Source organism: Pseudoduganella buxea, assembly GCF_009720835.1.
GTDB lineage: Bacteria > Pseudomonadota > Gammaproteobacteria > Burkholderiales > Burkholderiaceae_D > Rugamonas > Rugamonas buxea.
In genome coordinates this window covers 1-12,137 of record NZ_WNKZ01000130.1, presented here as the reverse complement: position 1 = coordinate 12,137, position 12,137 = coordinate 1, and the positions used below count along the sequence as shown (strand labels likewise).

Here is a 12,137-nt window from a genome sequence, read left to right as displayed (position 1 = left end):
AGCTCCTGAAACGGGAACGGATCCGACGCAAGACCTACGGCACCCGGGAAGAGGCAAGGCAAGATGTCTTCGATTACATCGAGATGTTCTACAATCCGAAGCGCCGGCACAGCTTCAGCAATGACTTATCGCCGGTCGAGTATGAAAAGCAGTATTTCAAGCGGCTCGCGAGTGTCTAGGAAACTCGTGGCGATTCATGTTGAGCGCTTGCTCAACCCTACAGCAGGCTCGGGCCAACTGATGAAGTCCAGAGAAGCGTCCCTGACTGCTTCTGGAAGCCACTCTAAGGACTGGCCCGCCTGGCCTTTTGTCAAGCCGCACTCCCATATCAAGAATACCCGCCACCCGCCTTGACGCAACGCTGTAATATGCTGAGCGTCTCGTGCCAGGGTCCCAGCAAATTTCGCCTGCCACTGCTCACGCCGCTCGTCTGGGGTCGTGGCAAAGCGGCATCCGACATGTTGATGCCAGAAACAACCGTGTACAAAAATCACTAAATTGTACTTTGCCAACACTAGATCGGGTGAACCTGGTAAGCTGCGAACGTGGATTCTGTAGCGAAAGCCTTTTCCATGTAAGAACCGTCTGAGCAACAATTCCGGCTTAGTGTTTTTAGCTTTATTTGCCGCCATCATTCGTGATCGTACCAATTTATCTACAATATCTATCATTTGTTCCCAATTTGCTTCAACAGGCCACTTGGTGAGTGCGCCTAACCGTATTCGTTATGACTATACCAATTATTGATTTATTTGCAGGACCTGGCGGCCTAGGCGAGGGTTTCTCATCTTTAGACGACGGTCGGGCTTTCAAGATTATCGTATCAGCTGAGATGGAAACTTCCGCTCACAAGACCCTGTCGCTCCGCAGCTACTTTCGGCGTGTAAGGCACAACCCACGCGATGCCCGTCGCTACTATCGCTTTTGCAATGGCGATGCGCCTTCCCCATACGACAGCGTAACGGAGGCAGCTTGGGAGGAGGCGCAACGTGAGGCCCGCCAGTTCGAGCTTGGCAAGCCGTCAGACAACGATGAGCTAGACGCCATACTAGACAATCTCCTAAGTGCAGACGAAGAATGTGTTCTCATCGGTGGCCCACCATGTCAAGCGTATTCGCTGGTAGGCCGTTCACGAAATCTCGGCAAGGCTGGCTACAAGGCCGAAGAAGATCATCGTCACTTCCTCTACAAAGAGTACCTGAGAATCATCCGAAGCCGCCGCCCCGCTGTTTTCGTGATGGAAAACGTTAAAGGGATTCTTTCTGCAAAAGTTGATGGTGAAAAAATCTTTCATCACATCCTCAAGGACCTATGTGATCCAGGAGCAGCGCTTGGAGAGGCGCCATCAAACTTCGGATATAAAATCTGTTCGTTAGTGACTGATACGACGTTCGAAAAGGGAATGGACGTAAGCTCGATTGACCCAAGGGACTTCATAATCAAAGCAGAAGAGCACGGGCTGCCCCAGGCTAGGCATAGGGTGATCCTTTTAGGAATTCGATCCGACATCAATGTGCGGGCAGGTCGACTTAGCAAGAATGTCCCATCTCACCTTGTGGAAGACGTGCTAAGTGGCCTTCCAGCCCTCAGGAGTAGTCTAACCCGCGAACAAGACTCAAGCTCCGTATGGGCAAATACTGTGATCGATCATCTCCGCTCACTGGCGGCTGAAGCAAACGCAAAGGGTGACGTAGACTTAAGTTGTGCGCTGCTGTCGTCTGCGTTTGGAGTTAAATATAACTTAGAAACCGGCAGCAATCGATTTTCTGGTGCCGGCGATAGTGTCTTACCGCCTGAACTCAGGGAATGGTATTTGGACCCGAATCTGAATAAATGGCTAAATCACGAGGCACGTGCCCATATGACAAGCGATCTTCGAAGATACGCATACGCCGCAACGTTTGCAGAGCTGCGAGGCTTTTCACCAAAAGGGCACCAACAGTTTGACCTATCTGGCTTGCGCCCCGATCACGATAACTGGGAAACAGGCAAGTTCGCTGACAGGTTCAAGGTACAACGATATGGGGCCCACTCTACAACTATCACTAGCCATATCGCTAAAGACGGTCACTATTTTATTCACCCTGATGCGACGCAATGCCGTAGCTTGACTGTTCGCGAGGCCGCTAGGTTGCAAACTTTTCCTGACAACTACTTCTTTATGGGCAACCGAACTGAGCAGTTTCATCAGGTCGGAAATGCCGTCCCCCCACTGCTAGCGAATCGAATAGCCAGCTTAGTGAAGAACGTCCTCGTCTGACTGTCTTCCACTTACCGAGCGGCACTCTGGCAACCTGCCGCAGAGCCGCTCGACCATACGATGCAACACAAGTAGATCCAGCTCTGCCGCTCCGGCCGCTCTACAAGTCACCAATTCAAATCGCTCACCGTGACATGTAAGTAACGCTGCCGGACAAGCTGCATGCCGGGTATAATTGCTTGGTAACACTATTGGGTCCGAATCCCCAAACACTCATCGAAGTGCACAGTCAACAAGGAGCGGCAACAAATGGCTCGCGATCATCACCTCCCACCGAGCGCTGCCTGCCTCTCCGCGTCCATGCGAGACCTAGGGTACTCGCTCGAAACAGCTGTCGCCGACTTGGTCGACAATAGCATTTCTGCTAACGCAACCGATATTTCCATAGTCTGCGACCTTACAGGAGCTTCGCCTACACTCGCGGTTGTAGACAACGGCTGCGGTATGAACGAAGACGAGATCGTGGACGCAATGCGACATGGCACCGCAAATCCGAAACAGAAACGATCACCACGCGACTTGGGCAGATTTGGTCTCGGTCTAAAAACTGCTTCGTTCTCACAGTGCCGTTCCTTAACCGTAATCAGTGCGAAGAACGCGTGCCTCAGCGGCGCCACGTGGAGCTTGGATAAAATCGATGCTCGAGATGACTGGATTCTTTCCATCCTCGACGATACAGAAACATCAGATTTTCCTCAAAGTAGAATGCTATCGGGGGATGGGACTGTAATAATCTGGGCAGAATTAGATCGCATGCTTGAAGATCAAATTGGCGGTCGCCGTGACGAGATAGTCAACGAAAAACTCGACGTACTAGAAAAGCATCTTTCACTAGTATTTCATCGATATCTATCCGGTGAAATAAAAGGCCGAAAGAAGGTCTCGATTTCCATTAACGGCCATGCAATACAGCCTTTCGACCCATTTTGTCGGAATAACGCTGCAACTCAAATTTTGCCCCAAGAAGTAGTTTATATCGGAGAAGTTGCGGTTCAATTGCAGCCATATATTCTTCCCCACCACAGCCGGCTATCAACACGCGAATACGACTTCTATCAAAACCGAAGTGATTTTATCTCCAACCAAGGGGCCTATATCTATCGAAACGGCCGCCTGATGGCTTGGGGAGATTGGTTCAGATTGATACCTAAGGGAGAGTCGACCAAACTGGCTCGGGTGCAAATAGACTTCCCAAACAGCCTTGACGAATCGTGGACCATCGATATAAAGAAGTCGCGTGCACGCCCTCCCCATCCTGTCCGCGAACGACTACGTCAAATAATTTCCCAAGTATCTACCCGGAGCACGAGAGTACATCGTGGTAGAGGGCAGAAGCTCTTTGAAGAAAATACCGCACCGATTTGGGAACGCTACGCGGACCACGGCTATGTCCGCTACGTAGTTAACTCTGAGCATCCTGTTCTACAGGGTCTAGGCGAGCGCCTAGACAGCGACGGAAAACAACAGTTGAGCCTTCTTATGGAAATGGTAGCAACGGCCTTGCCGATTGAGATGATTTATTCTGACTACTCAACTAACCCTCGCGAAATAAGGCAGCTCCTACCTGACGATAATCTATTCATGGACAGGCTGTTAGCTCTAAGGCAAGTGATTACTGGCAGTACCGCAGCGGACAAGCAAACATTCCGTGAAATTTTGAAATCCACGAAACTTTTCGAGAACAATATGGAACTGGCAGAACAATTCATTCGCGAGAGCTTTGCATGAATACGATAAACCATATGGAGATGGACAAAGGCTTTGTGAGTTCGTTGATCGCTGCGCTTCTCCGGAAGTCAGATCCGCCCACGAAAGAAGAAGTCGAGGCCAAGGCAAAGCAATTAGCAGTCGTATTCGATTATGAAGGCGACTTGCGGAGCGCTATCGAAGAAGCAATGGTAGCGATAGACACACGTATGGGCGCAGGAGTGTCGCTAGTTAATATCGAAGCGAATCATGACGACGAGTGGGTCTATAAACGCACAGAAATTGAATGGACGTATTCCGACGCATATGAAAAATATCTTATTTCGGAAAAATGGCAACCGACACTTGTCCGCTCTTTGAGCGACGTTGGCCTGAAGATACTTTCGCATCTTCAAGACCCAACGAGCGATGGATCTTGGAATCGTAGAGGTTTAGTGATCGGCCACGTCCAATCAGGTAAGACAGCAAACTACATGGGTGTTATTGCGAAGGCTGCTGATGCCGGATACAAATTCATTATTGTAATTGCAGGCATTCACAATAACCTCCGAAAGCAAACGCAAGAAAGAGTCGATGAAGGCTTTATCGGCAGGTCTAGCGACCCTGAAAACCGGGTTCCGATCGGAGTAGGGACATATGGAAAATTTCCGCATCCAGCAACCCTTACCAACATAAACGAGGACTTCAACAAGAATACAGCCGCAAAGAGCGGGTGGAAAATTAATGATTTTAGCAAACCAATAATATTGGTAATCAAGAAAAATGTCACGACGCTTGACGCACTGCATAAGTGGTTAAAAGAATTGAACGCGAAAGGTGATGGCCGAATATCAGACGTACCAATGCTCCTCATCGACGATGAAGCTGATAACGCCTCCATTAATACGAATAAGGAAGACGTCAGTCCGACACGCACGAATTCCATGATACGACGCATCCTCGGCCTGTTCGAAAAGTCGTGCTATGTCGGATACACCGCCACCCCATTCGCGAACATCTTCATTAACCCTGAAGCCTACGATGAAGACGTTCGAGAAGAGCTCTTCCCTAGAGATTTCATCTACTCGCTTGACGCGCCAAACACTTACTTCGGGCCTGAAAAAGTATTCTTGGACGAAAAGTCAAGTGCGAGAATTCTCTGCCCAATAAATGATTGCGAGAAATACCTTCCTTTTTCACATAAAAAGGACGACGCTCTGCTAGAGCTTCCCCCAAGCCTCTACGCCGCCTTCGATCAATTCATAGTAGCACGGGCGATCCGAAATCTTCGTGGGCAGGAAAAAAAACACTGCTCCATGCTGATTAACATATCGCGTTTTATGGCGACACAAAAGGTCGTTAGGGATTTTGTAAGCTTGCGCGAGAAAAGAATTCGCGAGGCCGTCAAGGCTAACTATATGATGCCCGAGGAGGTGTCGAACAAAAACGAATACATGAACGGGCTTAAAAGCGCATTTGATAAGGAATTCTCGGACTGCGGCTTTGAATGGCACACTGTAAAGAAAGCGCTGAACAGCGTATTTGATCATCTCCGCATATACGTCATAAACAGTAAAAGCGACGAGGTGCTTGATTACAAAAAATATGAAAGAGATGGCATCGGTCTTACAGCGGTTGCCATTGGCGGGCTCAGCCTTTCCCGAGGCTTAACGATTGAGGGCCTCACCATAAGCTACATGTATCGAAATACAAAGATGTACGATACTCTCATGCAAATGGGCCGATGGTTTGGGTACCGTCTTGGATTTGAAGATCTTTGCCGAGTTCATTTGCCGCAGGAATCTATTGATTGGTATTCATACATTGCGAACGCGTCCGATGAGCTGAGGCTGCAAATCACGCGAATGCGCCGGGATAAGATGAGCCCGAAAGATTTCGGTCTTTATGTTCAGGCTCATCCGGATAGCCTCCTGATCACTGCGGCCAACAAAATGCGTAGTGGCAAAAAAATTATAGTAAAACAAAATCTTACTGGGAAGCTTGTCGAGAGTACGCTTCTGCCAACTAAGTCGCCAGTTAACCAATTCAATGATGAGCTTATTGAAGAGTTTTGGCGGCGAGGCTTCGGCGGCAAAGTTGCTGCAACGGATAAAGGTTGGTTTATTCAAGACGTCGCCACGTCAGAAATTGAAAAATTTATTACTCGTTTCAAAGTTCACAAAGGTTTCGAACTACAAAAGGCATTGTTGCTTCAGTACCTTGCCGCAATTACTGACAGATTTGGTTTAAGTGATGTCTTGCTGATTTCGATTGGCGATACGACCTCGGCCGAAAGCACCTATAGGCTCGGAACGCAGCAACGGAAATTTGAGAATTTCACGACGGATAGCTGGCGTTTAAATGGCTACAGGGTTGCAAGTCGGGGGGACGAAGCACTCGGCCTGGGCGAGGCTGAACTAGCACAAGCCGTAAATGAGGCGTCGAAAGATACGAGTAACACAGGCGCAAATCCTGCAGATTATCATTTCCGCATTGCTAGGAACAAGCCATTGCTGATGTTGCACGCTCTCTGTCCCAAGGGGAACGAGTCAATTGATCAGCGTATTCCAGCGTTTGGCGTAAGCTTCCCTGGCGGTCTTTTTGGCACTGAAGTTGAGATTGTAGCCAATAAGGTATGGCTGGAACAAATGGCTGGATCGCTCAACGACGACCCAGATGATGAAGACGACTATGATGAGTAGCGAAACGCCATGGGACGATATTGGCAGCCCCAAAGCAGACTTTAATGTGCGGAAAGTAGCTGGTACAGACGCCATTCCTATTTTTTGGGGTAAGAATGTGCAGGGTAACTGCCTTCTAATTATCGAGCTAGATGGGGATCACAGCACACAGTTTCGTAATGACGTGATAACTCTGCATGGAATTACCGTAGACCTCCGAAATGGCGAGGTTCCATTCAAACAGCGTCTTATTCTAACGTTAGAGAAGCACGTAGATCGAGACTTGTTCTTCGGGCTTTGCAAGACACTCATCGCCAGTCTTGTTCCGGTCTCGGACGCCTCCGTTGCGCTATCAGTCGTCCTTGTTCATATTAAGCGCTGGAAAGCGTTTCTCGCTGGGCGGAAACTAAGGCTATTGTCGGCTGAAGAGATACAAGGCTTGTTTGCAGAGCTTCAGTTCCTGCGTTTACTCTATACCCGGCGCCTATCAGAAATTGCGGCGTTGGACGCTTGGTGCGGAATTGACAGTGTTCATCAAGACTTTATTTTTGGTGATACCGCTGTTGAGATAAAGTCAGTTAGTGGGAGGGAACGCAACAGCGTAAGGATTTCGTCTGAAGATCAGCTTGAGTCACTGTCCAGCAATCTTTTTTTGATGATATATAAACTCAGCGACATGCCTGATTCCCATCATGCAAACTCTTTGAACGACATAATCCGGATAATTGAGTTGGAGTTAACAGACGATAAAGCGCTTGAAACATTTTCAGAAAAACTATCTTCCTTTGGCTACATTCCACTGCCTGAATATGACACTCCTAGATTTGTCGTGAGCAACTCTCAGTGTTATCAAGTGTCGGAAGGCTTTCCGAAGCTTGTGCGATCTCGCCTACCCCAAGGTATCGCCCGCCTTTCTTATGAAATTAAACTTGAATCTATTAAGGCGTACATGTGTTCAGATTCGCTGGTCTTGGAGAGGTCATAAGTGGAGATTTCAAAAGAGGAATTTTTCGAGGAATTTCGCCGAGAAATATTGATTGATGCTGAAGCAAAGAGCACTTTCCAACTTGCAGCTTTCATGGACGCCGTTACGTCGGAGCTTATTGAAACTGGATTTGTAGACGGTTTTGAGTTTTGCCACTATCGAGCCCAGCGTGGAATGCGTGTAGACGGCTATTGGTTCAACGACGAAGGAACTCTCGATCTGTTCGTAGCGGATTTCGACTGTCGAAACGAACTGCAGACCCTTACAAAGACCGACTTAGAGGCTGCAATTAAACGTGTAGCCAATTTCTTTGAAGCTAGCGTGAATAAGAACCTAGCGAGCGAGCTTGAAGTCACGTCACCAGAATACGGCCTAGCTAGGCAAATCGTTGATCGAAAAGATTTAATTCGCAAAATCAATGTGATACTTGTTTCCGAGCGGACGATTAGCGACAAGGTTCAAGATTTGCCCGACGGCGAAATGACAGGCATCTTGACAAGTTTTCATATATGGGACATCTCGCGCCTCTACCGGCAACGAACCTCGCGCGGACATAAAGAAGCTCTGAATTTGGATTTCATCGAAATGTTCGGTGCCGGCATTTCCTGTTTGCCCGCTCATTTAGGATTGAACGCTTACCAGTCTTACCTGATCGTTATGCCAGCAGAAATTCTTTCCGATTTATACGAAAGATTTGGGGCACGGCTTCTCGAACAGAATGTAAGGACATTCCTCCAGGCACGAGGCTCCGTTAATCAAGGCATACGAAGTACGATATTAAACGAGCCAAGCATGTTTTTTGCGTACAACAACGGTATTACTGCCACTGCCCAAAGTGTCGAGACGATTAGCGCAGATACGGGGATGCAGATCAAAAGGATTGTCGATCTTCAGATTGTGAACGGTGGGCAAACGACTGCATCGCTTTTCCATACACGGCGCCGGGATAAGGCTGCGCTTGGTCAAATTTTCGTTCAGATGAAATTGTCTGTTATCGACAGTAATGACAGCGAAATTATAGTGCCGAAGATTTCGGAATATGCTAATACCCAGAACAAGGTTAATGCTGCCGACTTCTTCTCGAATCATCCCTTTCACATACGAATCGAGGAATACTCGAGGCGCATATGGGCCCCGGCGCTGCCAGGCGCAATTCGGGAAACGAAATGGTTTTATGAGCGTGCTAGAGGACAGTATGCCGATGCGCAAAACAACCTTACTGCGGCTGATCAAAAACGTTTTAAGACAGCACATCCAAAGTTTCAAATGTTCACCAAAACCGATTTAGCAAAATTCGAGAACGTGTGGGACGAGCATCCGAAATGGGTCAATCTCGGCGCACAAAAGAATTTTGCGAAGTATGCGCAGAGGATTGGCAAGGAATGGGAAAAATCTTCGGACGACTTTAATGAGTTTTATTATAGACGTGCCATTGCGCGGGGGTTGATATTCCGCGCAACCGAGAAACTGGTTTCTGAACAGTCTTGGTATAACGGGGGTTACCGCGCAAACGTTGTTGCTTACTCGATTGCGGTGCTGAGCGAGATTAGCAGGCGTCGAGATAGCGCATTGGACTTTCTGCGCATTTGGAATAATCAAGGGATTAATAAGGTTTTGGAAAGTACCTTAGGCGCAATCTCGAAGGTTGTAAACGATGACATTACACAACCTACAGCTGGCGTATCCAATATATCAGAGTGGTGCAAAAAGGACGCTTGCTGGTCAAGAATTCAGACGCGGATTACTGAAATTGAAGCGAGCCTGCCAGCTGAGTTCTGGGGGGAACTCATCTCTGCAGATGAGGTCGCCGTTGACGCTCAATCGGCAAAAAGAACCCAAAAGATTGATAACGGCATTGATGCTCAGAAGCAGGTACTTAATATTCCTGCGTTGCAATGGGCGCATCTATCCAGTGTACTTTCAAGAAAGCAGCTTGTGACCCCCAAAGAGGCAGGAGTTCTTAGCATTGCGACGCAAATTCCTAAGAAGATTCCTACGGAAAAACAGAGCTTGGTCTTGTTAGAGATATTAAGTAAGGCACGTGCAGAAGGAATTGAAGTCGCGTGATTCGCGTTGTTCAGTGTCTGGCACGCACTCGCAATATGGTTGAGTGCCCTCTCCTTTTATTCGTATGAGCTTTGGCTTGATTTTTGTTTGAAGGGGGCTTAGTCTGTGGACCTCACTAAAGGAAATGCCTAAATAAGCAGAGGAGATATGGACACGAATTATGTCTTACGAGCGTCAGATGGAAGACTGGTAACGAACGATACTAGGACAGGGGCCTCGTTAACCCGAAATGCAGCTCTTTGCTACGTCTGGAGATCTCACGATCGGGCTGAAATTGAACGTACGGTGTACCAAGCGATTTTAGGGACAGGCCTATCGGTAGAGGTTCTTGCGCCGTCGTCTTTTCTTCGCTAGTCACGTCGCCGCGGCCGAGTTGCGAAATTGCATTAGGTTTCGACTAAATACCACTTTAGGAGAAGACCTCATGGCAGATCGATATCGAACCGGCAGCGATCATAAAAAAGTAAAAGTACCCTCTGGCTACACGTCTCGTGAGGGACGCGATGGACGCGTAGTGGCGGTTCCGCCTGGTGGCACATCGAGGGAAGGAAGCGACGGTCGAGTTGTGGCGATCAAGCATGGCGGTACCTCTCGGGAGGGTCGGGATGGACGCGTCGTGTGCGTTCCGAAGGGCGCAACTTCACGTGAAGGCCGAGATGGCCGAGTTGTCTCCATACCGCACGGACGAAGGGCCGCAGAGGGAAAAGACGGTCGGGTAAAGTTACTTCCCAAGTAAATTGTCCTAGCGCTTAGATTTTATCAGAGACGCACTGATTCCTTCGCCGTTGAGTAGTAGTCAACGAGTGTCGCTTGAAGCGACATTTCAGGTATGTGCGTTCAGTCCATAATGAGAACAGCGCTAGGTTCGACAAGGCAATTTTCCCGTTCACCTCGGACAGCACTCACGATAGCTGATGTGGAGCTTCTAACCTTCGCCTTGTTCGGCTAGGATTGACCTCAGATCTTCGACAATACTTCCCTCGTCTGGGCTGGACATGACGACCTCCCTTATCTTTTTGAGCAGTGACGCTCCTTGCGTACAGGCTTCCACAGTATGCGGAGAAAAAACCCCTGAGTCTGCGAGCTTTTGTAGCTTGTCGCAGATGTCATGAATTTCCATCTTTTGATCATTCATCTTTGTTCCTATTAGATGGGAAAGCGTTTGTCGATGGCGAGCGACGGGCGTATTTGGCTATTACTGAAGCATTAATTGGAGTTGTTCATAAATCCAACCGTATCTGTACGAACGATCAGTATTACGACGCGACCAGAGAAACAAAACGCAAATTCTCGACAGTAGCTTGCAAAACTGGTTTCAAGAGCTCTCTCAACTTTTCCTCGTCGGTCGGCTGCGCAGTCTCGATCTCGAAGCTTGAGCCGCTTCGCACAACTTTCGAAAAGATACTGATTCCGGAAAGTTCATTATGAAAAGCATTGAGGTACATTTCATACTTCTCACCATCGGGTAAGAACGGGGTTCTTGAATTCAAATCCCTCTCCTCAACCTTCCTTACGTTGAGTATAAACTTCATACGTTCTCGCTTTCTCGCCTTCAAGACGTTCGACACACTCTGATGACTGCGGAGTACCTTGGTCAGGTATCCTCCGGCCGACTTCACATCGCTCCGGTGGGAAGCCGGTTATCGACGTTACATATTAGACAACTGTAAACCGACACACATGTGCAACTTGCCCTTGGTAGCAATTTTACAAGAAAAAGGGGGTACGCGGAATATGGCGACTTGGCAACATAGTATATGTAACCTGCCACTTAGATTTTCCCGACTTTGACTCGCGCTAGGTGTTCGTCGGATGATCGTAACGGCAAATGGCCTAGTATTGGTAACCTTTGTTATTCGGCCTGCCGAGGGTGTAGTACAGAGTGTAGTACTGGCTGGGAATATCTGCTGTGGCCCGCATTCTCGCTGATGCCTGGATTTAGTACTCATTATTCGGGACGTAGAGGCCGGAGGTTCGAATCCTCTCACCCCGACCAGCTTCTCCCTACGCCACTGCAGCCAATTACCAGCTGCTCCCAGCCGATCTCCAGACCATCCCGCCCAGGCGTATCGCGGACAAGCGTCGCCCGGGATGCCTGTCGGCCAGACGCGCGTTCAATCCAGCGAGAACACATACTCCAGCCTGGTCCACACCGGCTCGGCCGGCCTGTCGTTACCGGAGAACTTGAATTTGCACTGTGACAGCGCCTTGCGCGCGGCCTTGTCGAGTTCGGGGTGCCCGCTCGACCTTTGCACTTTCGATTCCACCACGCGGCCATCGCCGCCGACCAGCAGCGCCAGCTGCACCGTGCCGCTGTCGCCGTTGCTGTAGGCGAGCGCGGGGTAGGAAGGTGCGCAGGCGCGCGTGTCGGCGATGACGGGATGGCGTGTCGCAGGGACCGTGCCGGCGCCCGGCGTCGCGCTGGGCCGGCCCGCGTCGGCCACGGCCTTCGCATCGG

The 12,137-nt window shown here is 49.1% G+C and carries 10 protein-coding genes and 1 tRNA gene; 7 read left to right on the top strand and 4 right to left on the bottom strand.

Annotation, left to right across the window (positions count from 1 at the left end):
- Positions 1 to 179: IS3 family transposase (locus GM672_RS25595; RefSeq protein WP_155473347.1), on the top strand; the 179-nt coding region annotated here is incomplete at its 5' end.
- A gap of 15 nt (positions 180 to 194) precedes the next feature.
- On the opposite strand, the gene GM672_RS25590 is transcribed toward GM672_RS25595, so the two are convergent.
- Positions 195 to 632 carry a very short patch repair endonuclease gene (locus GM672_RS25590; RefSeq protein ID WP_229417949.1) on the bottom strand — a complete coding sequence of 146 codons (438 nt, stop codon included), beginning with the start codon at positions 630 to 632 and terminating at the stop codon, positions 195 to 197.
- A 200-nt stretch (positions 633 to 832) separates the two neighbouring features.
- Between GM672_RS25590 and GM672_RS25585 the strand changes: the two genes are divergently transcribed.
- The 5 genes from GM672_RS25585 (at position 833) to GM672_RS25565 (ending at position 9,679) form a co-directional block, all read left to right on the top strand.
- Positions 833 to 2,260, top strand: coding sequence for a DNA cytosine methyltransferase (locus tag GM672_RS25585; protein ID WP_229417948.1), 1,428 nt, complete (start codon positions 833 to 835; stop codon positions 2,258 to 2,260).
- 249 nt (positions 2,261 to 2,509) lie between these two features.
- Positions 2,510 to 3,988: an ATP-binding protein gene (locus GM672_RS25580; RefSeq protein WP_155473344.1), complete on the top strand. Its 1,479-nt coding sequence runs from the start codon at positions 2,510 to 2,512 to the stop codon at positions 3,986 to 3,988.
- Positions 3,985 to 6,648 (top strand): Z1 domain-containing protein, encoded by a 2,664-nt coding sequence (locus tag GM672_RS25575; protein WP_155473343.1) that lies wholly within the window; start codon positions 3,985 to 3,987, stop codon positions 6,646 to 6,648. The genes GM672_RS25580 and GM672_RS25575 overlap by 4 nt, the downstream gene beginning before the upstream one ends.
- Positions 6,638 to 7,612: a PD-(D/E)XK motif protein gene (locus GM672_RS25570; RefSeq protein WP_229417947.1), complete on the top strand. Its 975-nt coding sequence runs from the start codon at positions 6,638 to 6,640 to the stop codon at positions 7,610 to 7,612. Before GM672_RS25575 ends, GM672_RS25570 begins: the two co-directional genes overlap by 11 nt.
- Positions 7,613 to 9,679, top strand: a complete 2,067-nt coding sequence (locus GM672_RS25565) for an AIPR family protein (protein ID WP_170300241.1) — start codon at positions 7,613 to 7,615, stop codon at positions 9,677 to 9,679. It begins immediately after the preceding gene.
- Positions 9,680 to 10,604: 925 nt separating this feature from the next.
- Here GM672_RS25565 and GM672_RS25560 read toward each other — a convergent pair.
- The gene (locus GM672_RS25560; RefSeq protein WP_155473342.1) at positions 10,605 to 10,814 is read right to left on the bottom strand and encodes a hypothetical protein; all 210 of its coding nucleotides are present in this window, start codon (positions 10,812 to 10,814) and stop codon (positions 10,605 to 10,607) included.
- 121 nt (positions 10,815 to 10,935) lie between these two features.
- Positions 10,936 to 11,211 carry a hypothetical protein gene (locus tag GM672_RS25555; RefSeq protein ID WP_155473341.1) on the bottom strand — a complete coding sequence of 92 codons (276 nt, stop codon included), beginning with the start codon at positions 11,209 to 11,211 and terminating at the stop codon, positions 10,936 to 10,938.
- A 333-nt stretch (positions 11,212 to 11,544) separates the two neighbouring features.
- On the opposite strand from GM672_RS25555, the gene GM672_RS25550 reads away from it, so the two are divergent.
- Positions 11,545 to 11,675: transfer RNA gene (locus tag GM672_RS25550), tRNA-OTHER, on the top strand.
- Positions 11,676 to 11,793: 118 nt separating this feature from the next.
- Here GM672_RS25550 and GM672_RS25545 read toward each other — a convergent pair.
- Positions 11,794 to 12,137: energy transducer TonB (locus GM672_RS25545; RefSeq protein ID WP_155473340.1), on the bottom strand; the 344-nt coding region annotated here is incomplete at its 5' end.

Coding starts and splice junctions, on each gene's coding strand:
- GM672_RS25590 (WP_229417949.1), bottom strand. CDS start 632: ATGGCGGCAAATAAAGCTAAAAACACTAAGCCGGAATTGTTGCTCAGA.
- GM672_RS25585 (WP_229417948.1), top strand. CDS start 833: ATGGAAACTTCCGCTCACAAGACCCTGTCGCTCCGCAGCTACTTTCGG.
- GM672_RS25580 (WP_155473344.1), top strand. CDS start 2,510: ATGGCTCGCGATCATCACCTCCCACCGAGCGCTGCCTGCCTCTCCGCG.
- GM672_RS25575 (WP_155473343.1), top strand. CDS start 3,985: ATGAATACGATAAACCATATGGAGATGGACAAAGGCTTTGTGAGTTCG.
- GM672_RS25570 (WP_229417947.1), top strand. CDS start 6,638: ATGATGAGTAGCGAAACGCCATGGGACGATATTGGCAGCCCCAAAGCA.
- GM672_RS25560 (WP_155473342.1), bottom strand. CDS start 10,814: ATGAATGATCAAAAGATGGAAATTCATGACATCTGCGACAAGCTACAA.
- GM672_RS25555 (WP_155473341.1), bottom strand. CDS start 11,211: ATGAAGTTTATACTCAACGTAAGGAAGGTTGAGGAGAGGGATTTGAAT.